Consider the following 24,848-nt stretch of genomic DNA (forward strand, 5'->3'; position numbering starts at 1 on the left):
TCTAACTTATTTTTTCTTCAAATTTTATAATCTAATACTATCACTTCTTTAGTTAAAGGCATAACATCCTCTGAAGCTATTCTAATATGATCAGGATGGTTTAAATAGTCTTCTCTATCTTTCTCATTAAGAAACTCCATAATAAATGCATAGCTGAAACCCTTATTTAAATTTTCAGGACTACAATTTTTACCAAAACTAAAAGATTTAATTTGTGGAATAGATATATTTTTTAAATTTCCAAGCTTTGCTAAAGCTTGCTCTATTTGCTTTTCTGAAGCAGTTACTGAAAATTTAAATAATACTATATGCTTTATCATTAACCTTACTATTTCTTATTTTCAGCTTTTCTTTCTTGCTCTATTTGAGCCATAGCGTTCATAAACTCTAATACTCTAGCATCACCAAAAATCTGATCAATAGCTTTATCATTAAAGGTTAGTCCAGTATCTTTACCTTTCACGTCAACTACTAAAGATTCACCGTCTTTTAATTCAGAATTTTTACTAAGAGCTTCTATTGCCCTAAAGCCGTATTGCTTTATTACTGAAGATTGTTTTCTTAGGTTTAAAGCAAATTCCTTAGAATCTTCTATTTTATTAAGCACCGGTATTACGGCATTATCGGTATAATTCACAAAATTATTTATAAACGCATTTGGATCCGATAATTTTATTACACTTTCTAGATTCAGAGGATTATCTAAATTAGGCATATCAATATCAATAGCAAAATTAAAATCATCCATAACAAGATTAGTTTTACCGGATAATTTTTTTGCTTCAGGATCAAACTTACCTTTTAAATTAAATTCAGAATTATTTATTTTTGCAAAAACACCCATTACTTTTTCTCCGTCTTCTTGAGTAATAGGGCTAGTTAGTTTAAAAATTTTATCTAACTCGGCTCTTTTATTTAAACCGTTACTAAAGTAGCTTCCTAAAGCTTCAACTGCTGTTTTTTGGTATGTTTCAGAAGGTTCTATAGTAGATTTAATATTTAAAGCAAAATCAAAAATTTTATCTTTTTCTATATTTAATTTGTATAAATTACTTTCTATTTTTCCTTTTCTTTCAATATCGCAAGCAAATAAAAACGGCTTACCTTTTACGAGTTCACCTAATATTTGCATAAAAATAACGGCATTCATATTCTCATCTTGCTTTTTATCTAGAGAAAAGTTTTGAATTAATAATTTCCCGAGAGCTAATAACTCATCGCTATATTTAAGCTTTAATTGAGCGTTATAAGTAGTCGGCAAATTTAATATCTCCAATTTTGCTAAATCATAATCAAATGAGTTAAGATTAAAATCCTCTCCTATTTTGCTTCTTAAAAACTTTAAAATCTTATCAGAAAAATTTTTGTCACAGTTTTCAGACACAAAAAAAACGGTATTTTTCCTGTCTATAGTTAGCAAATTAAGATTATCCGATGTTTTAGTATTAGTAATTACAGTATTGCTAATATCATTTTCTGCTAATTTTTCTGCACCTATAGAACTATAAAGAGTCGATTTATTGTCGCTCAAGCTTAATTTCCAATAACTAGGCTCTCTATTAAATAAAGATTTTCTAAACCAAATTGTTGTATGATGATCAGGCGAGTACAAAATATCTGCTTCATCTTGAGCGGTAGTAATTTTTACATTATTTCCGTAAGAATCAATTTTTGTAATATTTAAAAACGGTATATGCCTAATAACCACCTCGTCATAATAAAAATCTATAGGTTTTAACATTACCTTATTTAAAGTAACGCTAAAGCTATATTTATTAACTTTTATTGAATCATAAGTTATATATTCCCCGTATTCATCAAGAATAGAGATAATATTCTCTTTACTTTGATGTTCAAATTTATAGGCAGCATATCCCCATCCTAATAAGATTAGAGCTATAAAACTTATTATAATAAATCGTATTTTCATCTTTTTTACTGTAAAAAATTATTAAAAATCAAAAATGTTATCCTTGTGTGGTATTGGCTTTGTTGTATAACTCGGTACAGCGATTCTATGTCATTCCCACGTGAATAATTAAACCTCACTGTCACCCCGTGGCTTGACCACGGGGTCCATAAAAACAATAAAAAATACTAATAATTTTAGTATTTTTAACTGGATCCCGTGGTCAAGCCACGGGATGACAGCGGTGAAATTGATCCACGCAGGCAAAGCCTGCTCGCAATGACGGTGAAATCGAACCATGCAACAAAACCGGTACGACATCGGAGTGTTTTTCAAGTCCAAAATAGCATATATCGCTTTAAAAATATATTTATTTTTCTTTTAAACGATCAGCTATTAGCTGATATGATTCAAAAGCTTTATTAGGCTCGTTTTCAAGCAATTCAAATCCCAATTTTTCATTACTGTTAATATGCCATAACCTACAATTATCCGGACTAATTTCATCAGTTAACATAATGATAGATTCTTCACCGTTAAACACACGCCCAAATTCTAATTTACATTCAACAAGACGAATCCCGACACCGATAAATAAGCCGCTTAGAAAATCATATATACGCAAAGCTTGCTCTTTTACCGCTTTAATTTCATCCCTAGTTAACCAGCCGAAATTTAATATTTGATACTCATTAACTATCGGATATTTAAATTCACGACTTCGGACTTTAAAATCAATGATCGGTTTATCAAATACATACCCTTCGTCCATACCAAACTCTTTTACAAATCTACCGCACGCTACCGATGATATTATTACTTGTACCGGAAAAACCTCAACATATTGAATTAATTGCTCCCTCATATTTATTTTTTCAATAAAATGATTTTCAATGCCGTTCATTTCCAGTTTATCCATTAGAAAGGAAGAAATATTATTATTAAGTACTCCCTTGCCTGAGACCTCAATAATTTCACCGCTTTCTAAGGTAACATTATCGGAAAAGGCCATTATAAGTAAAAAATCTTCTTCGGCGGAATATAGAATTTTACTTGAACCTTTGTAAAGTTGTGTTTTCATTTATTATTTTCTCAAAATTCATTTTCATCGTCATTACAACCGGGCATTGTGACGTGGAGCAATTTTTCCGTCATTGCGAGCATTCGTAGACTGCGTGGCAATCTCATGAATCAATACTCCTGAGATTGCTTCGTCAAAATTTTCAATTTTTCCTTGCAATGACGGTATCCAAACATAACATTAAAACCCTCGAAGATCATTCGGACCGATAATTGCCGATGTAGTAATACTACTAAATATTTTATTTGCCGTATTAATAATGTCATCGGCTTTTATATTAGTAATAATTTCCATAATCTCTTCAGGAGGAATATATTTACCGAAAGCTGCATAATTTTTACCGATTTCTTCTGATTTATAAGCTACTTTTTCTTGTGCCATCAACAAATTACTTCGTAGTTGCGTTTTAGCTCTAATCATCTCTTCTTCATTAACTTTCTCAGTCATCTTGGTTATTTCGGTTTTAAGCTCTTTGTATAATAACTCTAATTTATCATGTGCGGTACTTGCATAAATAGTAAATACCCCGCTATCAGAATATGTACTATTATAACTACCCACCGCATATGCAAGACCTAATTTTTCACGAATATGCTGAAATAGTCGCGCAGACATACCACCTCCGAATATTATAGCAAGTAACTGGGTTCGGTAAAGCCTTTCTAAGTTAATATAAGGCGTTCCTTCAAAACCAAGGATTAAAGTAGTCTGCTCCAAATCCTTATTGATAAAGCTATTACCTCCTATATATTTTGCAGGAAGAAAATTACTTTTTTCTCCTTGCTTTAAAGAGGAAAACAATCGCTCTGCACTACTTACTATTTTATCGTGATCAACATTACCGGCAACCGATAAATACAAATTTCCAGCGTTATAATGTTTATCTATAAAACTCAAAAAATGCTCTTTAGTAAAACTAGATAATGTTTTGCTTGTTCCAAGAATCGGTTTACCGAGCGGCTGGTCCTTATAAACACTGCTATAAAACTTCTCATATATTAAATCATCCGGATTATCATGGGCTTGGGCTATTTCCTGTAATATTACCTGATATTCCTTTGCTATCTCTTCTTCGGCAAAAATAGAATTTTGTATTATATCGGCAAGTATATTCAGGGCTTTATCACAATTCTCAGATAATACTCGTGCGTAATATATTGTTTTTTCATGACCAGTATATGCGTTAAAATGACCGCCTATCTCGTCAAATTCCTCGGCTATTTGCTTTGCCGTTCTTGTTGTTGTACCTTTAAAAGCCATATGCTCAAGAAAATGAGAAATGCCCTCTTCTTCAGGATTTTCATAACGGCTTCCAACTTTAACAATTAAATTTATTGCTACCGAATTAACATAAGGCATATTATACGTCAAAACCGTTAAGCCGTTTTTTAATTTACTAACGTTAAAATTTTCTTTCATAAGTTACTTTTATTTTTTAAATCGTCATTGCGAGGAGATGCAAAATATCGACGAAGCAATCTCAGAAGTTTGTTTATTATTTCATGAGATTGCCACGCTCCTTACAGTCGCTCGCAATGACGTTTTTTGATTTAAGCGACGACTCTCTTAACTTCGCAAGCCTTAGAAACCTTGCAAAGGCAAAAATCATTGAATCTACAAAACCGTCAAAACCGAATACAAAATAGCGTCTGATAAAAAACGCTTTAAAAAACCACCATATCATTTCAGTTGTTAAACGAAAATTTGAAAGCTTTTTTCCTTGCTTAACTAAATCTTTTGCTTGCTCGCTAGAATAAAAATTTGCTTTAGTTACCAACTGCTCAACTGAAGTACCGGAATAATGATAAGCAGCTCCATTTAATAGATAAATTTTACCTGCAAAATCAACATCTTTGTTAAATACCACCGAATCATGAGTAGTACTATTTACGGTATTTTCAAAACTTGCAAATTTTTTATTATACAACCGAGTACATTTATTAAACGGAGCAAACATTCGTGGCTTTTGGTCATTACGATGCATTATTAACAGCTTTATTTGATAAGCCAAATAACGATCTTGATTATGAGAGGCAAAAATATACTCTATTTCGTCTTGTAACTCTTTAGACAACTCCTCATCGGCATCAATATTAAGAATCCAATCATTTACGCAAAGGCTCTCGGCAAAAGATTTCTGTCCTACATAGCCAAGCCACGGCTTTACTATTACCTTTGCTCCTAATTGTTCAGCGATTGCTACCGTATCATCCGTACTTTCGCTATCGACTACTATCACTTCATCAGTAATATTTTTTACGCTATTTATAGCTCTTGCTATCCTTGCCGCTTCATTTTTGGTAATAATAAATGCTGAGATTTTTTCCATATATTTTTATTAGTACGTCGCAATTGTGAGAAACTAGAGTCGTCATTGCGAGGAAAAACTGTAAGTTTTGACGAAGCAATCTCAGGTCAAAATCCTGAGATTGCCACGCTCTCTACGTTCGCTCGCAATGACTATAACGATTTTACTTCCCTATCCTATCGCCTTAAACACCAGCTTAACTATATAAGTTAAAAGTAGCGTGGATAATAATCCGCTGAGCCATAGAATAATAAACCATTGCCACCCTTTTAGACAAGAGGTTATTTTTTTAATATATCGGATGATGAGATGATTTGCCACGGAATATATAATAACAATAGAAAGTATAGCCAAGTATGACAGGTAGGAATATCCCAGCCCCTACCAACAGTAAAGACTGTGACTCCGGTGCTGCTGCTGCGGTTTCGAGCGTAACTTTATAAGGAACGATATATGGCCATATACTTATCGCAAGCCCTAAATATCCTAATAAAAATAACAAGATCGTATAAATAAACGGCTTTACTTCTTTTTTTTGCTTAACGGCTTTAATTAACTTAATAAATATTAAAGCAGTTACAATAGGTACAATCGATAAATAGTAAATATTAGGTACACTAAACCAACGATGATTTATGTGGTTATTTAAGAAAGGAACCCATAAGCTTACAAGCCCCATAAAAAGTGCAACGTAAAATAAAATATATAAGGCAGATTTATAAGCCCAATCTTGTGTTTTCTTTTCTGTTTTCAGAATAAGCCAAGTAGCACCCAAGAGTGCATAACCGAATATTAATGCTATCCCCGTCATAACGGAGCAGGGAGTAAGAAAATCAAAGCTCCCTCCTGCAAATTCTCGTCCTTCTATCTCTATTCCTTGGACAAACGTACCAAGCATTAAACCTTGACAAAAAACAGCAAGCATAGAACCAAAATGAAAAGCGTAATCCCAAATATAACGATGACCTATATGAGCCTTAAAACGAAATTCAAAAGCTACACCTCGAAAGATTAAACCAAGTAACATCAATGTAATAGGAATATATAAAGCCGGCATTAATAGCGAATATGCCAATGGGAAAGCTGCAAATAAACCACCACCGCCAAGTACTAACCAAGTTTCGTTACCGTCCCAAAAAGGAGCAATAGAATTGATCATTTTATGACGGCAATCATCGGTAGGTGCAAACGGAAATAAGATTCCTACTCCTAAATCAAAACCGTCTAATAAAACATATAAACAAATAGCGGTAGCTATAAGACCACCCCAAATAAGCGGTAAATCTATATAAGGTGCAAAGTTTAACATTAGGTTTTTCTTTAAATTATATCATTTACGATATTAGTATATACATTTTTTTCTTCTTTTTGTAGAGTTCTTTTAGATAAGGTTACAAATATTCTTGCTAATGTATCTCATTTGTGCTACTAATATAGTAGTAATCATTGTTAAATTTCAAGTAATTGTATGACTAAATCAGCTTTCATAAGAGCACGAGTTGAACCGGAATTAAAAGAAGAAGCAGAAAACGTGCTTGATGAGCTTGGCATCACTCCTACACAAGCGGTTACTATGCTATATAAGTACGTAGCACGCGAACATAAATGGCCTACTACAATAAAAATTCCCAATGCCGTTACTCTAAAAACATTTGAATCAACTGATAATAAAATCGGACTAATTGCCTCTAATAACACAAAGGAAATGTTTAAAAAACTTGGTATTTAAGTTGTGTTTAGACCTATCTATACTAAATCTTTTGGGTCATGCTTTTTTACTGATAATATGCTTTTTAGGGTCTAATAACCTAGCATAACTCCCCCATCCATCTGTATAGTAAAAAGTCACCTTGAAATTCTCTAGTTTTTTCAGTAATGATTCTAATGTGCTATCACATCTTGTACCAAACGTATAAGCAACTACTTTTAACGAAATCTTATCCAAGGCATACCAAAGCCATCGTTGTCTGGATTTATTCTGTACATAAGACCATTGTTCATCTATCTCAGGAGCAATAATTACTTCTGTTGTACTGATAGAATGATTTATTGTTTTTAATACTAGATTTTTTTAAAACACGGATAACTGTATTGATACCCACTTTTAATACTCTTACTGTATCTCTAACTCCAGAGCCGTTGATTGACATTTCTACTATTTGCTCCTTAACTCCAGGCTTAGATGCATTATTAATATACTCCAATTGAAAATATCGATTACACCGCTTGCATTGATATCTCTGTTGTTTTGAAATTGAATATCCTGACTTTATTACTTCACGACCGTATAATTTTTGAACGCACAGGCACTCATTCTGATTTATTTAAGTAAAAACTATTTTACTTTTCTAATAATGTGTTATTCAAACCGATCTCTCCGTACGTTTCTTTATTATCTATCGCTTCTATACCTTTCTTTATTAAATGCATTATATAATATATACCCGCTCCGAAAATGATCACATATACTACTACAAAAGCAATTAGAGAAATAAATACATATTTGCCGAGTACCGGTGATACCGTATCTGCGGTTTTTAAAATATTATATACTATATAAGGTTGTCTACCTACCTCGGTTACGAACCAACCAGCAAGTACTGCAATAAAACCTGAAGGTGACATTAATATATACCAATATTGAAACCAGTGCGTAGTATATAATCTTTTCTTCAAGTAAAGATATAACCCCGCAATACCTGTAAATACCATTAAGAAACCGATTCCTATCATAATACGGAAGCTAAAAAATACGACTAGCACCGGCGGACGCTCTTCTTTTGTCCATTCTTTTAACCCTTTCACTTCACCGTCTAAGCTATGTGTTAAGATTAAACTACTAGCATAAGGTATTTCTACAGCATATTTTGTTTTTTCTTCTTCCCCATCAGGAAAGCCGATAAGATTAAAAGCTGCTCCTTTTTCCGTATTCCAAATACCTTCCATAGCCGAAACTTTAACCGGCTGATATTTAAGAGTATTTAAACCATGCAAATCGCCGATAAATATTTGAATAGGGGCAACGATTAACGCCATTAACACCGCCATAAAAAGCATAATTTTAGCATGCTCTTTATAACGATTATTTAGTAAATAAAAGCTAGCTACACCACCGATAACAAAAGAAGTAGTTAAATAAGCCGCCGTAATCATATGGAAAAAACGATATGGGAAAGAAGGGTTAAAGATAATTTCTAGCCAATTTAAAGGGAAAAAGAACCCATCGCCTCGCAGTTCAAAACCAGCAGGCGTATGCATCCAGCTACTAGCTGCAAGTATCCAAAAAGCTGAGATTACAGTACCAACAGCAACTATTAACGTAGAAATAAAATGTACTTTTTTACTGACTTTATTAAAGCCGAATAACATTATACCTAAAAAAGAAGATTCGAGGAAAAAGGCAGTAAATACTTCAAAACCGAGAAGCGGACCAAGGACATTTCCAACCTTATCTGAAAAATTAGACCAATTAGTACCGAATTGATAAGACATTACAACGCCCGAAACTACTCCCATACCGAAAGTAACGGCAAAAATCTTCACCCAAAATTTGTATATTTCTTGATAAACCGGCTTTTTTGTTTTTAACCATAACCCTTCAATTACCGCTAAAAAGCTTGCAAGCCCTATAGTAAAAGCAGGAAATATTATATGAAAACTTATGGTAAAAGCAAACTGAATCCTCGATAATAATACTTGATCAAATTCCATATTTAAGCTGCTGTTTTAAGATAATAAGCTTTTTGACAATAACAATATACTCCAAGTATAATGAATTAAGTAGACGAAGTTTAATTTGGAAAAGAGCAAGGAGTCCATAAGACGAGGAGCGGAGCGTATACTTAAATACGTGAGCACCACAGTACTTATAGGACGACGCAGCCAATTTTTCAAATTAAACGAGTATACAGTATTTGATTTAATCAGCCGCCTTTGCTATTATTAAATTCTATCTGATTAGTTTTAACAAATTTTCCTTTTTCGGAGTTCCAATTATAATGAACATTTACTATTCTTACTTCTGTAACATTAATATCACCATTGGGCAATTGAGTTACATCATACCCTTTTCGGATAGAATCCGTAATTAATAAACTTGCTTGACAAATATATTTTACATCAAAGAACGGAGAAACGTCTTCCTTAGACTTTTCTTGTTCTTCTAAAAAATTATTAGATAATTCTTTTTCTTGCATTTCTAATGATTTTGAAGTTATTTTCTGAATTTTGTAGCATTATTTAAGGTAAGAAGCAAGGCTTGTTTATTATTTTTCCATAGATTTAATATTTTTAGGTATATTTTTGCAAAATAATTAAATTAAAATATGCTCTGAAATAACACGAATTAATATATTATTTTAAAATTGAGGTACATTATCGTGATAAAATACCCTACTTTATCTAAATCAACATTTAGCTTAGGTATTTATTTTTTAAAATTCGATAAAGTTAAAATTACTTTATTGACTGTAATCTGTATTTTACTCGGTATGATTCCGGCAATTGATAGTATATTACTTCAGAAAATTATTGATCTAATCGAATCTTTCAGTGATGAGAACGCAAATAACCTTTTATCTTCCATGATTTACTGGGCAGTATTTTATGCTCTTTGGTGGGAGAGTATTAATATAGCATATCGTTCATATGATTATTTGTATCTAAAGACTATGCCCGTAATAAAAGGGAAAATACTAAATGAACTTTATAATTATACACAATATCATAGCCATAAATTCTTTCAGGATAATTTAGCCGGACATATTAGCAATCGTATTACCGAAACCGCAAGATCGTTTGAGATGATCATTTCTATATTCGGTGAAAAAATTCTTCGTAAACTAGCTATTATCGTATTTGCATTAATTGCTTTATATTCCGTACATTACGTTTTTGCTACGATATTTATTTTATGGATTACAGTTTTTTTAGGGCTGAGTGTTCTTTTCTCGGATAAAATCAATAAATACTCATTAAATTATGCTAGAAGCCAATCTTTCGTTGCCGGTAGTATCGTAGATGCAATTAGCAACATTAATGCGGTTAGAATGTTTACAGCCCATAAATTTGAACGTCAACATCTAGAAACAAGAGTAGAAAATGCCGTAGCAGATGAGCAAACTATGCAATTCTTTATGTTCAAATTGCGTTACGCTCTTGGAACTTCTTGTTCAATAATGATTTTTATAATGATTTATTATTTATCTAAGCTTCGCAGTGAATTATCTATAAGCATAGGTGATTGCGTATTAGTGCTAACATTATGTATAAATGTAGCAGACGATATTTGGGATTTAACGCAAGAAATCGGTGATATGTTCGAGCAGATCGGGGCATTTAATCAAGGCTTATCCCTGATGGCACCGCATATTATAACAGATATTGAAAACGCTACTCCTTTAGACATCAAAGAAGGGGTTATCGAATTTAGAAATGTTACGTTTAATTATCACCATAATAATAATTTATTTCGTAATAAATCGGTATTAATTCCAAGTAAGCAAAAAGTGGGACTAGTTGGTTTTTCCGGTTCGGGGAAAACCACTTTTATTAGTTTGCTCACGAGATTACATGATATAGAAGAAGGGATGATTTTAATAGATAACCAAAATATTAAAAACGTAACTCAAGATTCTTTAAGAAAAGCCATTAGCCTTATACCCCAAGAACCGGTACTTTTTCATCGTACTATTTTGGAAAATATCAGATACGGGGAAAAAGAAGCTACTCTTGAGGAGGTCATAGAAGCCGCAAAATCTGCACATATCCATGATGTTATCAATAATCTACAAGACGGTTACGATACTATGTGCGGCGAGCGGGGGAATAATTTATCCGGCGGTCAGCGTCAAAGAATTATCATAGCAAGAGCCATCTTAAAAAATGCTCCTATTTTAATTCTCGATGAAGCAACAAGTAGCTTAGATAGCGAGACGGAAAGCCTGATTCAAGAGTCGATGGATTATTTAATGCAAAATAAAACCGTGATAGTCATTGCCCACAGATTATCTACTTTACTCAATATGGATAGAATTTTAGTTTTTGAAAAAGGTAGTATAATCGATGACGGCAGCCACGCAGAATTACTAAAAAATAGTAAGCTATATCAAAAATTATGGAACTCCCAAGTTAAAGGATTGATAGTGTGAGGATGTGTTGCTTACCGTCATTGCGAGAAGGCATTGTTGCGTGGATACCGATGTCATTCCTGCGAAAGCAGGAATCCAGCGTAAAGCGAGATAAATCGAGCTTTTAAAACGCCTTAAAGTACTAGATTCCCGCCTACGCGGGAATGACATAAGACACGTTGCCCCATGCAGGCAACAAAACCTTTAAACTAAATCAGCAATTCCCCTGTTTCCCCTGTTACATCAACTTGAAACCCGCTTTTTTTCAGTAAATCCAGCGTAGTATTATACGTTAACTCATCATCAAATGTTATCTGACCTTCAACGTCACCTTTAATAATATCTGCAATTTTTAAAAGGCATTGAAACTTCAAAGATGGTGCCAATTTAGCTATCTTTTCTCTTAATTTTATTAGCGATTGTTCTATAGAATCATCCGAATCCAAACTCACTTGTTTTGAAAATTTATCTAGTCCTGATAGGTTTTTGATATACTCAAATTTACCCTTAGAATCGTCTTTTATAACCGGCCACACTTCTGATTTCCATTTAACAAATGCAGCTAAATCTTTCTTGTCAATATCCTTAATTGCCGTGTAATCATTCCGACGAAATGCAGATTCAAGCGTTAAAAGTGCTCTCAGAGGTTCATAAACTGCTTCCATATCCTTGATCATTCGACCGCTAGAATACTCCACATCCGGATTAGCTCCGTATTGTAAAAATACTTTTATCATATCTATTTTATTTTGCTTATCCTGCATAGTCTGAGTCCAATTTTCGTTACTTAAATACGTTAACCTTTCAAATAAGGTATCTTCCATATTAGCACCGTAAGCAAGTAATTTAGCTACCATAGCTATATTTATGTTTAAAACAGCTGTTTCTAAACAAGAAAAAATTTTCCCTTCACTGTAATTAGGATCAGCCCCATTTTCAAGTAGAAATTCTAGCATATCTAAGTTCCCGGCTTGTATAACACACTGTACAGGGGGGTTTATATACGCTCCTTTTTCAAGTAAAAGCCCCGCTATCTTTTTCTGATTATTCTTACACGCAAAATATAAAAGACTGCCGAAATCCTGTTCTAGTGTACTTGCATAAGTATTCGGATCATCATTTAGAGCTGTTAACAAAGTATTAACTAAATCGTAATCACCTTGCTGAATTGCTTTAACTATAACCTCCTCGGGCATTACTGCTATAGTACACGTATTATTGTATGCCTCCTTGTACACATGACGAATATTTATATTTGGATCTTCAATAAAAGCTTTGGATTCTTTGATAAAGTCTTCTTTCAAAAATTCATGTCTTTTTATTTTAGCACTTAATACGCTTTTTTCTTCTGCAGATATTAAACTATCATTTATTGCAGCTTTAGCTTTAAAATAATCATCTATATTATTAAATCCCATATATTCTGCTGATTTAGACTTTACATGCTTATAAAAAAGTAAAATCGGATCTGCTCCTTTTTCAAGTAAAAGCTTAACTATATCTTTATTATTTTCAGTACAAGCAACTTCTAAAAGGGTGCTATATTTATTAAATTCTGCATTTGGATTAACCTCTAGATTTGTTAATAAAGTTTCCACTAAATTAATATCATTCTTTGTAATTGCCTCATATATAACAGTTACCGGATCCTTTGCTATTTTAAAAATATCATTATATACGATGTCACAGAAGTAACTAAATAAATGATTATCACTTACTCCATCCTCACCAATTGTATTTTTTACTTCTTGAACAAAATTTTCTCTTAAAAATTCATATCTTTTTACTTTATCTATATTATTAAATCCCATAATTTGTTGTTGTTCTATATCTTTACCGCTTAATATCTCATCAAATTTATTCCTAATTATATCATCGGTTATTTCTATTTGTTTCTTCATAATTTTCCCCTTTGTTAATCAATTAATAATGTTTTTGTATCATACAGAAAAAAATCAATTAGTCAATAAATATTGAATTTATTAATAATTAGTCAATAAACTAGAATCTTATATTAAATATTGTAATATGCTGTTATAATCGCTTTTTTATTTACTAATATTTAAACAATGAAATTATCTGATTTTGACTTTGATTTACCAAGCGAACTTATCGCACAATATCCATCTAGTGAACGTGACCACTCGGATTTACTAATTGCTTCTACATCGCCTATTAAAACCAAATTCTACAACATAATAGATTACCTGAAAAAAGGGGATTTATTAGTCTTTAATAATAGTAAAGTGATAAAAGCAAAGTTACATTTAGGGAAAAATATTACAATAAATTTGAATCAAAAATTATCGAATGACAGTTGGTCGGCTTTTGCGAAGCCTGCTCGAAAACTTAATATAGGCGATGAGTTTTATTTTGATAATCATAAGGTAATAATTACCGAAAAACTTGCTATGGGTGAGATTAAAGTAAAATTTGAACTTGATAATATTTCGGTATTTGAATTTTTGGACAAATACGGTGAGATGCCGCTACCGGTTTATATTAGGCGTTCTAAACGTCATTGCGAGGAAGAACAGAGTTCTGACGAAGCAATCTCATCACAAAATCCTGAAATTGCCACGGCGTCCAAAAGGACGCCTCGCAATGACGATAAACTAGACTCTCTACGCTATCAAACAATATATAGTCAAATAGAAGGCTCGGTTGCTGCACCGACGGCAGGGTTGCACTTTACAAAGGATATACTTGGTAAGCTTGAAGCAAAAGGCGTACAAATTACATTTTTAACCTTACATGTAGGAGCCGGAACTTTTTTACCTGTAAAAACCGAAAATATTCATGAGCATAAAATGCACACCGAATATTGCTCTATTACTCCTGAAACTGCTGAAATCATCAACAAAGCAAAGCAAGAGGGAAGACGCATTATCGCAGTCGGCACTACAACGCTTAGAACCCTTGAGAGTTCTTGCAATAACGGCATTATAAAAGCAGATGATTTTGAAACCGATATTTTTATAACTCCCGGCTTTAAATTCCAAACAGCCGATATGCTGCTTACTAATTTCCATTTTCCGAAATCTACTTTATTTATGCTTATATGTGCTTTTGCCGGATTTAAAGAGATGCACGAATTATATAAATATGCTATAAAAGAACAAATGCGTTTTTTCAGCTATGGCGATGCAACAGTTTTGTATAGGAAAGGGTAATATCAACCGTCATTGCGAGCAGTCGTAGACTGCGTGGCAATCTCATCAAATATCCTGAGATTGCGGACGTACAATTGCTATGCAATTTCCTCGCAATGACGAAAAACCTTTATATGCAATAACACCTTTAGTTAATAAAATTATAATATGAATATGCAGGAAATTTTTAACTGTTTAAATCAAAGAATTGTACGGCTTGCAGAAGTTATTCATGCTTCTGAAACTGACAAAAACGACTATATATATGATGCTGCTCTTCGAAGATTCACCCTTACCATAGAACTATTTTGTAAAACCTTAAAAAAAAATACTTAAACACGAAAAGATTGAAAGTAATACTCCAAAAGATGTTTTAAGTAAAGCTTTTCAATTTAGTCTTATCGATGATGAAAAAATGTGGCTTGGAATGCTTGATGATCGGAATCTTACTTCTCATATTTATAATTATGAAAATATAAAAAAAATATTTGAAAATATTAAATTATACCTACCGATTTTAGAAAAAACATATATCAAACTAGAGAAAAAATATTTTGGATGAGCAAATCCTCTACTTCATTAATATTAGATGTAAAACAAGCTGCGTTATTAGAAGAATTAAAACAGCTAGTAGCAGAACTTAATAAGCCTAAAAGCTTATTCAAATTCTTTAATCAAAACAATTTAAAAAGCGGAATTTATTTATACGGTCCGGTGGGCAGCGGTAAAACTATGCTCATGAATTCTTTTTTTGAAGAATTGACCACACCTAAAATGATAATACATTATCAAAATTTTATGCAAGAAGTGCATAAAAAAATGCACAAATTACAAACAGAAAATCAAAAAGATATCATACCTAAAATTGCCAAAGATTATGCTAAAAAAACTAGAGTACTTGGAATAGATGAATTTGAAATTAAAGACATAACCGATGCGATGATAATCGGCAGGCTATTTAACGAATTAATAAAGCAAAATATTTTTATTTTTATCACCTCTAATACAATACCTAATAATCTTTATAAAGATGGACTACAGCGAGAATCTTTTTTGCCTTTTATAAAGGTGATCAATAATAGTTTTTATGTTAAATGTCTTGATAATCACCACGATTACAGGTTTGATAAGGCTTTAGGAGTTAAAGGGGAAAGAATAATTTATCCCTTAACTTCAGAAAACAAAAACAAGCTTAAAAAAATTATCACGGAGATTAGTGATAACAATTTTACTCTACAGGATATAGAGGTTTTAGGCAGAAAAATATCATTTCAAAAAGTACATAAAAGAATATTAGTAACAGATTATAATGAATTATTTGCAAGAAACTTAAGCTATATCGACTATGTTAATATTTGCCAAAACTTCAATGTTATTATAGTTGAGAATGTCCATATTATCGAGCCTAGCGATACAAATACTGCTGTTAGATTTATCAATTTTATCGATAATGCCTATTTCTATAAAATACTTTTATTTATGAGCCTAGAAGATAAGCCGAGTAAAATATATCAAGATTCAGCACGAGCCGCAGAATTCAAACGCACTATTTCAAGACTAAATGAAATGAATAGCGAATCTTATTTGTTAGAAAATGATTTTAAGAATTAACTTCCTTAAGAGCTTGAAATATGAATATATTCTTTCAAAAATCTTATCAATTTTCGCTAAAAAAGCTCTTTAATTACTAATTAAAATTTATTTACAGATAAGCCTAAGAAATTTAATAAATTCATCAATATTGATTTTTATATCGTCTTCTAAATGCTCTTCTGTTGTCTGATCTATGTAAAAAGGATAATAATCACATGACATATAATTTGCCATTCTTTTATAAAAACTTCTAGGAGGAGTTGTGCCGTGATCAATCTCTACTAGTTTACATTTTGGAGCCGCAAAAATAAGATTAGCAAATCCTGATCCATGCGGTCCAACTATTATTTTTGCTTTATTAAAAAGCTGGGCCTGTTCATACGGAGATGATAGCTCTAGATATATTGCCTTAAAACCAAGTTTCTCAATTTTTTCTATTAATTCTTCTTCATTAACTATTTTTCTGGTAGAAGCGTATTTACGAGAAATATATATTTTATCGTATGCTTTACTATTATCTTTAATAAAAATATTTCTTAAATCTTTTTTTAACCATAAAGGCAAAATTGTACCTTTTACAGGAATAAACGGTACAGATGGAACAATTAGGATAGTAGCTTGAATTATACAGTCATTATTTACTGCAAAAAGCTATCTTCCGGTATATTTAAATAATTTAATACTATTTCTAATGACTTAATTTGCCATGAATATTTTAAATTATTAATATAGATACGGTCATATTCAAGATCCGATTCTTTTAATATAATTAATCTAGGCAAAATTTGTAGCAGCCAATGATACCAATTTTCAGAACCAGGAGATGAAATTACTGCTAATTTTCCATTAAAATATAAAGGATTTTCTGTATTAATATCTCGGTTCTTATTTAATAAACGATGTTGATCAGCTAAGCTTGTTTGAGTATCTTGTAGAATATAACCTTCTTGAGTTAAAATTCCACCTTCATTAATTACTGTGCCATTTGGTAACTCTAAAATAAATTGCTCAGTATTTTTTTCTTTAAATAGCTTTTTTATTTCTATGTTAGATTTTAGCGATTCTATGGAAATAAGTTGATGTTTATTCTTTAATGCATAAGCATTACTATTACTAATATAGAAGAGGATGAGAATTATGAATATAAAATATCTCATAAAGAGAAAAAAAGATAATTAAAAATTTGCATTGCAAGCTTGGCAGCGACTTACTCTCCCATGCCTTATGACATAGTACCATTAGCGCTATGAGGTTTCACGTTCGAGTTCGGGATGGGATCGTGTGTTTCACTCATGCTATAACCACCAAGCTAGCAATACAAACTTTTAAAAAGATAGATTTGTATTATAGTTTGCTGTTAATGTTGTTGCATGACTAAATTTGTCATTTCTGCGGAAGCAGGAATCTAAATATTAGAAATTTTTCTAGATACCGTGGCGGAGCCACGGTATAACATTATTAGCTGTGCAACAACATTTTTATTCATTGATAAAGCTAATTTAACCTGATAACTTTGTGAGTTGATACTACATTTTTATAGAATTAACACTATATGCATATGTAATCTCACAGCAAAGTAAATCAATCGAGCTATTAGTATCGGTTAGCTACACGCATTACTGCACTTCCACACCCGACCTATCAACGTGGTGGTCTTCCACGGCTCTAATGGGGAAGTCTAGTTTTGAGGTGGGTTTCCTGCTTAGATGCATTCAGCGGTTATCCCTTCCGTACTTAGCTACCCAGCTGTGCCGTTGGCACGACAACTGGTCCACCAGGGGTACGTCCACCTCGGTCCTCTCGTACTAAAGGCAGATCCTCTCAAACTTCCTACACCCACGGCAGATAGGGACCGAACTGTCTCACGACGTTCTAAACCCAGCTCACGTACCACTTTAATCGGCGAACAGCCGAACCCTTGGGACCTTCTCCAGCCCCAGGATGTGATGAGCCGACATCGAGGTGCCAAACGATTTCGTCGCTATGGACGCTTGGAAATCATCAGCCTGTTATCCCCGGAGTACCTTTTATTCGTTGAGCGATGGCCCTTCCACTCGGGACCACCGGATCACTATGACCGACTTTCGTCTCTGCTCGTCTTGTCAGACTCGCAGTCAGGCTAGCTTATGCCATTGCACTCTAAAAGTTGATTTCCGACCAACCTGAGCTAACCATCGCGCGCCTCCGTTACTCTTTGGGAGGCGACCGCCCCAGTCAAACTACCCACCATGCATTGTCTCGGATCCTGATTCAAGGATCTCGGTTAGATGTCAAGAACCAAAAGGGTGGTATCTCAAGGGTGACTCCACAAAGGCTGACGCCTTCGCTTCGTAGCCTCCCACCTATCCTGCACATCTGATTCCTAACACCAGTGCAAAGCTATAGTAAAGGTTCACGGGGTCTTTCCGTCTGACCGCGGGAACTCCGCATCTTCACGGAGAATTCAATTTCGCTGAGTCGATACTGGAGACAGTGGGGAAATCGTTACGCCATTCGTGCGGGTCGGAACTTACCCGACAAGGAATTTCGCTACCTTAGGACCGTCATAGTTACGGCCGCCGTTCACTGGGACTTCAATTCAGAGCTTGCACCCCTCCTTTTAATCTTCCAGCACTGGGCAGGCGTCAGACCCTATACGTCGTCTATTGACTTTGCAGAGCCCTGTGTTTTTAATAAACAGTCGCTACCCCCTAGCTTGTGCCACCTGCACATGGTTGCCCATATACAGGTCATCTTTCTTCCGAAGTTACAGATGCAATTTGCCTAGTTCCTTCAGCATCGTTCTCTCAAGCGCCTTGGTATACTCTACCTGTCCACCTGTGTCGGTTTCGGGTACGGTCTATAATGAAGGTGTTATTTCCTGGAAAATATTCACTGCACAATCAATCCAATAAGACTGTACAATTTACTATTTTCGTCACATCCTTCAGGTTCAGGAATATTAACCTGATTCCCATCGATTACGCCTTTCAGCCTCATCTTAGGGGCCGACTAACCTTGCGCAGATTAACTTTACGCAAGAACCCTTGGACTTTCGGCGAGAATGTTTCTCACATTCTTTATCGCTACTTATGTCAGCATTCTCACTTCCGATACCTCCAGCAAACCTTACGGTTCACCTTCACAGGCTTACGGAACGCTCCGCTACCACTTGCACTTAGTGCAAATCCGCATCTTCGGTACATGACTTGAGCCCCGTTACATTGTTGGCGCAAGAAAACTTATTTAGACTAGTGAGCTATTACGCTTTCTTTAAATGATGGCTGCTTCTAAGCCAACATCCTAGTTGTTTTGGTCTTCTCACATCCTTTAACACTTAGTCATGATTTAGGGACCTTAGATGGCGGTCTGGGCTTTTTCCCTCTCGACTATGGACCTTAGCACCCATAGTCTGTCTGCTATGCTGTACTCGTCGACATTCGGAGTTTGATTGAGTTTGGTAAGTCTGTGGGACCCCCTAGCTCATTCAGTGCTCTACCTTCGACGGTAATCGCTATAACGCTCTACCTAAATAGATTTCGCGGAGAACCAGCTATATCCGAGTTTGATTGGCCTTTCACCCCTAACCACAGCTCATCCCCTACTTTTTCAACAGTAGTGGGTTCGGTCCTTCAGCGGATTTTACTCCGCTTTCAACCTGGCCATGGCTAGATCACCCGGTTTCGGGTCTAATTCATCTAACTAAACGCCCTATTCAGACTCGCTTTCACTACGCCTACACCTAACGGCTTAAGCTTGCTAGATAAACTAAGTCGCTGACCCATTATACAAAAGGTACGCCGTCACAAGACGTATAAATACGCTTGCTCCGACTGCTTGTAAGCATTTGGTTTCAGATACTATTTCACTCCCCTTGTCGGGGTACTTTTCACCTTTCCCTCACGGTACTTGTTCACTATCGGTCACTAGAGAGTACTTAGGCTTAGAGGGTGGTCCCCCTATGTTCAAACAGGATTTCACGTGTCCCGCCTTACTCAAGGACTTCAAACTTTTTACCTATACGGGACTATCACCCTCTATGGTCAACCTTTCCATGTTGTTTTAGTTATTTTTTTGAAGCCACTGGCCTGGTCCGCGTTCGCTCGTCACTACTAACGGAGTCTCGGTTGATGTCCTTTCCTCCAGCTACTTAGATATTTCAGTTCGCTGGGTTTGCCTCATATAGCTATGTATTCACTATACAATACCTAAAAATTAGGTGGGTTTCCCCATTCGGAAATCTTCGGATCAAAGTTTATTCGCAACTCCCCGAAGCTTATCGCAGCGTATTACGTCCTTCATCGCCTTCTAGTGCCAAGGCATCCACCAAATGCTCTTATTATATTTACTTAACGCTTTTAACTTGAGATTACACGATGCATACAGAATTAATTTCACAATTATTTTCAGTATCTACTCACGATATAAATTTTTATTATCGCGGTGTATTTAGTTTTTTAGCTTTATCAACTTTTCAAACAGCTACAAAGTTTTAAGTTTCAAACCTTGCGTGATGATTTTATATCTACATTTTTAAAGCTTGTCAAACACTAATTTCAAATAATTTTAATTTTATTTCTTATGAGAGGGCTTAAAGTTATTTTAACCTCTTTTTAAAGTAGGCTTTGTTGGCTTTTTGTTTAGATTTGCGGTCCCTAATTATTTTAATATTGTATCTTTTAAAATATTTGTACCACGTAAAAATTCTTCTATATTCAAAGCTTTTTTACTCTCTTGCTGAAGTTTTTTTACTCGTAATATACCGCTTCCACAAGCTATTTCCAGCTTATCACTAATAACGGTGCCGGAAGTAAAGTGATGCTCCGCATTTAAATATTCTGCTTCAAGGATTTTAATTATTTTATCATTATAACTAAAATATGCTCCGGGCCAGGGATTCATCCCTCTTATTTTACAATCTATTTTATATGCGGATTCATGCCAATTAATTTTTCCTTCTTCTTTAGTTAATTTATGAGCATACGTAACGCCATCACTTGACTGTTTTATCGGTACTATATTATCAATATTTGCAAGTGTTTTTATTAGTAATTCAGCTCCTAAATTAGCACATTTATTATGCAATTCCTCCAATGTTGTCCTTTCTTCTAAATCAAAATCTTCTTTCATCAATATATCACCCGTATCAAGCCCTGCATCCATACGCATAATACATACGCTACTTTTCCGATCACCCTCTATAATAGTACGCTGCAGAGGAGCCGCTCCTCTGTGACGAGGCAAATCGGATGGATGGATATTAAGACAGCCGTATTTTTTAGCCTCTAATATAGCTTTCGGCACAATAAAACCATATGCAATAACAACTATAATATCCGCATTAATCTTATTAATTAGATTTATTGTTTCATCATTACGAAGAGTAGAAGGGGTATAAACAGGAATTTGATGTTCAAAGGCTAATTGATGTATGGGGGATTTAGCTAAGTTAAGTCCTCTGCCCTTAGCTTTAGGTTGCTGGGTAAAAACAGCTTTAACTTCATGATGAGTTATAAGTTTTTTAAGAACGGGAACTGCAAATTCAGGCGTTCCCATAAAGATTACTTTCACACTATATTATTTTTAAGTTTCTTGAGCTTACGAAGCACCACATCTCGTTTTAAATTACTTAAATAATCAATCATGAGCTTACCTTCTAAATGATCATACTCATGCTGGATAACTCTTGCAAGCCAATCATTTGCTTTAAGCTCTTGCGATTTACCATGATAGTCTAAATACCTAATCTTTATAGATTCCGGTCTTGCCACCTCAATACGTTGCTCCGGTACTGAGATACAACCTTCATTAGCCGTAATTAGCTCTTCTGATTTTTCTATTATTTCAGGATTCACTATAAAAAGCGGATAAAAATCCTTTGGTCTTTCTACCGGATCATGATCTTTTATATCAATTACTAAAATACGTTTCAATACCCCTACTTGTACTGCTGCAAGCCCTGCACCGTCTTCATGGTACATAGTTTTAAGCATATCATCCATAAATTTTCGTGTTTGATCGGTAAACTCTAAAACCGGCTGAGATTTCTGCTTTAATCTTTCATCAGGTGCCGTTACTATCGGTAATATTGACATAATTAAATCTTAATATTTTATTTTAATATACCATAAAACTACCAAAATGTAAAGAAAGCAAACCTGCCTAATTCCGGCAATAGTTGCATAATAAACTCACCTATTTGCAATAATTTGTCGAATTAATAATATTTAGTAAAAAATAATAGCAAATATCAGATAACATGTTAATAAATAAGGCTTGCATAAAATTAAGGAGGAATAGCAATGCATTGGGGTGATATTGAAGAAATTGCCGAACAACTCGAAGAACATTGTAGCGATCAGTATAATGAAAAAAAAATTTCATTATTAAAGCTAGAAAAACTGATTAGAGATTTAAAGGACTTTGAAGATGAAGAAAAAAAAGTCGAAGAAGTTACATTAGAAGAAATTCTAGACAAATGGGAAGAAATACGTGAAGAGATGGGAGAAATAAATTAAGTAGTTATTTTCAGGCATTTATAATTTATAAATTAACTTTATAAAAATATATTATAATCAATAAAAATATAGCAACTGCCTGAAAAAAAACTCTTAAAGTCATTAACTTTGAACTAAATTTCTTATCAAATTTTCCTCCGATAGCCATCGACACTACCCCTATAATAAGAACCGAAACGGTTAAACCAATAGCAATTAATAACCACATCATAATTTATTACTCAATATATAATTTCCTACACAAAGATTATATGCTTTTTCTCTTTTAAATCAATTATCTAATTAATATTTGAGAGTCAGTTCAAAAATTAACTAATTCTTCACAAAAAATAACAATTCTAGGAATACAAATATCTAATTTATCAAATATAGATAATTCAACAATTACTTCAAAAGAAAAAGAGATATTAGGTTCTTGCGTTCTTATTAATTTCCGCAAAAATACAAATAATTTAATTTTCCGCACGCAAGAACCTAGAGTATTTTGAGAAACCTAATCTAAGCTTTCTGAGTTACACTATATATATTATCTATCAGTTTAACAAAAGCACCATTTCCTAAAACATTAGCACAAGTGATCACAGGATCAAACAAGATATAAAGAGCTGTAATCAGAGACATCATATTAGTATTAAAACCTAGATATTGTTCAAGTATAGGGAGCATTACAATAATTCCGCCACCTGGTATGGCTGCTACTGAAAATTTTGCCAATACAAAATAAAAAGCAAAAATAAGATAATTAAATAAAGTAGGTTCAGCTAATCCATAACTTTTTAGTATAGCATAAGCCAAAATTGGTATAGCGAAACAATCGCCAACAAGATGAATATTTACTGTTATTGGTACAACAGTACGAGCGAGTGCTTTATTATTTGTATTATTTTCCGCTCCTATTATACTAAGTGGCATACTTATAACACTAGACATAGCACTAAATCCACTTATAGATGCTGGCATCATATTACTGAGGCTAGCTATGAATTCCTTAACTCGACAGTTACTTAGAATAAAGTAAGCAAGAAAGATATAACCAAACTGAGCAAATGCGATTGTCACAAAAATGAACATATAATCTTTAATAATTATACCTAATACTTCATCAAACTGTAATTTTACGATAAAGCCCATTATAAATAAGGGAATTATATAGATAAACAATCGCAATATTTTTGCAACAAATGCTTCTATCTTGAAAGCCAATCCAATTGCAATCTCAGCACAAAATTTTGAGGATATAAAGCCTAAGATAATACTACTAAATACGATTTTATCATTAGAAATAATATTAGGAAAATTAAGTAACCATAAAGGCTTTAAACTATCATTTTCTATAGGAGAGATCATTGATAAATCAAATTGATATATGTATATACCTACATAATGACTTATGAAAGTAGAACAAAAATTAGACCCACATACTAGTAATAATATTAAGAAAACTATACGTGTTGCATCTTTGGCTAGCATTACAACAGATTTAAAAAGTAAGCCAAAAATAATTAAAGGAAGAAATAATCCAATTATAGATTTAATAGATAGACTTATTGAATATAATAACCTTTTTACTTCTAAACTCATTAGTGGGTTGAATAATATGATAGCTATGATAATAGCCATTAAAATAAGTGGCATTTTACGAAACATAAAACTTACCTAATAATAATTAGTTAATTTAAAGGGGTGGATATAATTAAAAGAAAGATATAGAGATATTGTTACCGGCTTGAACCGGTTGTAGTAGTAAAGAAAGACTGGAAAGTTAATATGTGCATATTCATAAATTCAATATACAGTTATTATAGAGAGAAAAATTAGTGTTGCAATACTTTTCTAGAAGTTCTTTGGGAGGTATTGCTAATTAAAAGCAGAGTAGTTAATAAATTAACGTCATTGCGAGGAAAATTACGAAATAATTTGATGAAGCAAGGAAGAAAAAAATTCTAGTTTACAGAATTTTTTTATTATTTTTCTGGATACCGCGATCAAGTCGCAGTATGACACTGAGTAGGTTTGCCGATCTACGCAACAACGCCTTAACTAAAAACGACATCACCATTATACTTCAAAGTAAAATGAACAGTAGTATACTTCGACACAACTTCAAAAAGAGCAAGGAATCCACAAGGCGAGGAGCGGCAGCAGTTACTTAATACGTGAACACCACAGCTCTTGTAGGA

The 24,848-nt window shown here is 33.5% G+C and carries 25 protein-coding genes and 2 rRNA genes; 7 read left to right on the top strand and 20 right to left on the bottom strand.

From position 1 onward, the window contains the following. Window positions 1-17 precede the first annotated feature (17 nt). From ACNFN7_RS04370 to cydB, 6 genes are all read right to left on the bottom strand, one after another. On the bottom strand, window positions 18-320 hold the full coding sequence (locus ACNFN7_RS04370) for a Dabb family protein (protein ID WP_485440998.1): 303 nt from the start codon (window positions 318-320) through the stop codon (window positions 18-20). Between the two features lie 8 nt (window positions 321-328). After that, complete coding sequence (locus ACNFN7_RS04375; RefSeq protein ID WP_485440999.1) at window positions 329-1,930, bottom strand: phosphoribosylaminoimidazolesuccinocarboxamide synthase; 1,602 nt, start codon at window positions 1,928-1,930, stop codon at window positions 329-331. Window positions 1,931-2,279: 349 nt separating this feature from the next. Continuing rightward, a complete protein-coding gene (locus ACNFN7_RS04380) occupies window positions 2,280-2,990 on the bottom strand; it encodes a phosphoribosylaminoimidazolesuccinocarboxamide synthase (protein ID WP_040257149.1) in 711 nt (236 codons plus the stop codon). A 180-nt stretch (window positions 2,991-3,170) separates the two neighbouring features. Then, window positions 3,171-4,409 carry a M16 family metallopeptidase gene (locus ACNFN7_RS04385; protein WP_485441000.1) on the bottom strand — a complete coding sequence of 413 codons (1,239 nt, stop codon included), beginning with the start codon at window positions 4,407-4,409 and terminating at the stop codon, window positions 3,171-3,173. A 76-nt stretch (window positions 4,410-4,485) separates the two neighbouring features. Further along, window positions 4,486-5,319 carry a glycosyltransferase family 2 protein gene (locus ACNFN7_RS04390; RefSeq protein WP_485441001.1) on the bottom strand — a complete coding sequence of 278 codons (834 nt, stop codon included), beginning with the start codon at window positions 5,317-5,319 and terminating at the stop codon, window positions 4,486-4,488. Window positions 5,320-5,587: 268 nt separating this feature from the next. Beyond that, complete coding sequence (cydB, locus tag ACNFN7_RS04395) at window positions 5,588-6,607, bottom strand: cytochrome d ubiquinol oxidase subunit II (protein ID WP_485441002.1); 1,020 nt, start codon at window positions 6,605-6,607, stop codon at window positions 5,588-5,590. A 159-nt stretch (window positions 6,608-6,766) separates the two neighbouring features. Between cydB and ACNFN7_RS04400 the strand changes: the two genes are divergently transcribed. Continuing rightward, a complete protein-coding gene (locus ACNFN7_RS04400) occupies window positions 6,767-7,027 on the top strand; it encodes a type II toxin-antitoxin system RelB/DinJ family antitoxin (protein WP_040257140.1) in 261 nt (86 codons plus the stop codon). 36 nt (window positions 7,028-7,063) lie between these two features. Here the strand turns inward: ACNFN7_RS04400 and ACNFN7_RS04405 are convergent, their stop codons facing one another. From ACNFN7_RS04405 to ACNFN7_RS04420, 4 genes are all read right to left on the bottom strand, one after another. Then, complete coding sequence (locus ACNFN7_RS04405) at window positions 7,064-7,348, bottom strand: IS1 family transposase (protein ID WP_485441237.1); 285 nt, start codon at window positions 7,346-7,348, stop codon at window positions 7,064-7,066. Next, entirely contained in the window at window positions 7,305-7,502 is a 198-nt protein-coding gene (locus ACNFN7_RS04410) for an IS1-like element transposase (protein ID WP_485441003.1), read from the bottom strand. Before ACNFN7_RS04410 ends, ACNFN7_RS04405 begins: the two co-directional genes overlap by 44 nt. A gap of 136 nt (window positions 7,503-7,638) precedes the next feature. Then, window positions 7,639-9,009, bottom strand: coding sequence for a cytochrome ubiquinol oxidase subunit I (locus ACNFN7_RS04415; protein ID WP_485441004.1), 1,371 nt, complete (start codon window positions 9,007-9,009; stop codon window positions 7,639-7,641). A gap of 212 nt (window positions 9,010-9,221) precedes the next feature. Beyond that, complete coding sequence (locus ACNFN7_RS04420; protein ID WP_485441005.1) at window positions 9,222-9,494, bottom strand: DUF2671 domain-containing protein; 273 nt, start codon at window positions 9,492-9,494, stop codon at window positions 9,222-9,224. A 183-nt stretch (window positions 9,495-9,677) separates the two neighbouring features. On the opposite strand from ACNFN7_RS04420, the gene ACNFN7_RS04425 reads away from it, so the two are divergent. Next, a complete protein-coding gene (locus ACNFN7_RS04425) occupies window positions 9,678-11,447 on the top strand; it encodes an ABC transporter ATP-binding protein (protein ID WP_485441006.1) in 1,770 nt (589 codons plus the stop codon). A gap of 188 nt (window positions 11,448-11,635) precedes the next feature. Here the strand turns inward: ACNFN7_RS04425 and ACNFN7_RS04430 are convergent, their stop codons facing one another. Next, window positions 11,636-13,327, bottom strand: a complete 1,692-nt coding sequence (locus ACNFN7_RS04430) for an ankyrin repeat domain-containing protein (RefSeq protein WP_485441007.1) — start codon at window positions 13,325-13,327, stop codon at window positions 11,636-11,638. A gap of 168 nt (window positions 13,328-13,495) precedes the next feature. Between ACNFN7_RS04430 and queA the strand changes: the two genes are divergently transcribed. The 4 genes from queA to zapE all read left to right on the top strand — a co-directional run bounded on the left by queA (window position 13,496) and on the right by zapE (window position 16,189). Beyond that, window positions 13,496-14,599 (top strand): tRNA preQ1(34) S-adenosylmethionine ribosyltransferase-isomerase QueA, encoded by a 1,104-nt coding sequence (queA, locus tag ACNFN7_RS04435; protein WP_485441008.1) that lies wholly within the window; start codon window positions 13,496-13,498, stop codon window positions 14,597-14,599. A 153-nt stretch (window positions 14,600-14,752) separates the two neighbouring features. Further along, window positions 14,753-14,914: a hypothetical protein gene (locus ACNFN7_RS04440; RefSeq protein ID WP_485441009.1), complete on the top strand. Its 162-nt coding sequence runs from the start codon at window positions 14,753-14,755 to the stop codon at window positions 14,912-14,914. A gap of 10 nt (window positions 14,915-14,924) precedes the next feature. After that, window positions 14,925-15,140, top strand: a complete 216-nt coding sequence (locus ACNFN7_RS04445) for an HI0074 family nucleotidyltransferase substrate-binding subunit (protein WP_485441238.1) — start codon at window positions 14,925-14,927, stop codon at window positions 15,138-15,140. Beyond that, window positions 15,137-16,189, top strand: a complete 1,053-nt coding sequence (zapE, locus tag ACNFN7_RS04450; RefSeq protein WP_485441010.1) for a cell division protein ZapE — start codon at window positions 15,137-15,139, stop codon at window positions 16,187-16,189. The genes ACNFN7_RS04445 and zapE overlap by 4 nt, the downstream gene beginning before the upstream one ends. Before the next feature lie 87 nt (window positions 16,190-16,276). Here the strand turns inward: zapE and ACNFN7_RS04455 are convergent, their stop codons facing one another. The 6 genes from ACNFN7_RS04455 to def all read right to left on the bottom strand — a co-directional run bounded on the left by ACNFN7_RS04455 (window position 16,277) and on the right by def (window position 22,245). Further along, complete coding sequence (locus ACNFN7_RS04455; protein WP_485441011.1) at window positions 16,277-16,735, bottom strand: glycosyltransferase family 61 protein; 459 nt, start codon at window positions 16,733-16,735, stop codon at window positions 16,277-16,279. A 74-nt stretch (window positions 16,736-16,809) separates the two neighbouring features. Further along, window positions 16,810-17,328, bottom strand: coding sequence for a hypothetical protein (locus ACNFN7_RS04460; RefSeq protein WP_485441012.1), 519 nt, complete (start codon window positions 17,326-17,328; stop codon window positions 16,810-16,812). Window positions 17,329-17,365: 37 nt separating this feature from the next. Further along, a 5S ribosomal RNA gene (gene rrf / locus ACNFN7_RS04465) occupies window positions 17,366-17,480 on the bottom strand. Between the two features lie 263 nt (window positions 17,481-17,743). Then, window positions 17,744-20,501: ribosomal RNA gene (locus tag ACNFN7_RS04470) — 23S ribosomal RNA — on the bottom strand. 308 nt (window positions 20,502-20,809) lie between these two features. Next, the gene (fmt, locus tag ACNFN7_RS04475; protein ID WP_485441013.1) at window positions 20,810-21,721 is read right to left on the bottom strand and encodes a methionyl-tRNA formyltransferase; all 912 of its coding nucleotides are present in this window, start codon (window positions 21,719-21,721) and stop codon (window positions 20,810-20,812) included. After that, window positions 21,718-22,245, bottom strand: coding sequence for a peptide deformylase (gene def / locus ACNFN7_RS04480; RefSeq protein ID WP_045812640.1), 528 nt, complete (start codon window positions 22,243-22,245; stop codon window positions 21,718-21,720). Before def ends, fmt begins: the two co-directional genes overlap by 4 nt. A 207-nt stretch (window positions 22,246-22,452) precedes the next feature. On the opposite strand from def, the gene iscX reads away from it, so the two are divergent. Beyond that, window positions 22,453-22,668 carry a Fe-S cluster assembly protein IscX gene (iscX, locus tag ACNFN7_RS04485; RefSeq protein ID WP_041405309.1) on the top strand — a complete coding sequence of 72 codons (216 nt, stop codon included), beginning with the start codon at window positions 22,453-22,455 and terminating at the stop codon, window positions 22,666-22,668. Window positions 22,669-22,693: 25 nt separating this feature from the next. Here the strand turns inward: iscX and ACNFN7_RS04490 are convergent, their stop codons facing one another. The 3 genes from ACNFN7_RS04490 to ACNFN7_RS04500 form a co-directional block, all read right to left on the bottom strand. Further along, window positions 22,694-22,879, bottom strand: a complete 186-nt coding sequence (locus ACNFN7_RS04490; protein ID WP_485441014.1) for a twin transmembrane helix small protein — start codon at window positions 22,877-22,879, stop codon at window positions 22,694-22,696. 90 nt (window positions 22,880-22,969) lie between these two features. Continuing rightward, window positions 22,970-23,134, bottom strand: coding sequence for a peptide deformylase (locus ACNFN7_RS04495; protein ID WP_485441015.1), 165 nt, complete (start codon window positions 23,132-23,134; stop codon window positions 22,970-22,972). A gap of 32 nt (window positions 23,135-23,166) precedes the next feature. After that, a complete protein-coding gene (locus ACNFN7_RS04500) occupies window positions 23,167-24,303 on the bottom strand; it encodes a cation:dicarboxylate symporter family transporter (protein WP_485441016.1) in 1,137 nt (378 codons plus the stop codon). Window positions 24,304-24,848 lie beyond the last annotated feature (545 nt).

The organism is Rickettsia sp. MAE-05 (genome assembly GCF_057319745.1).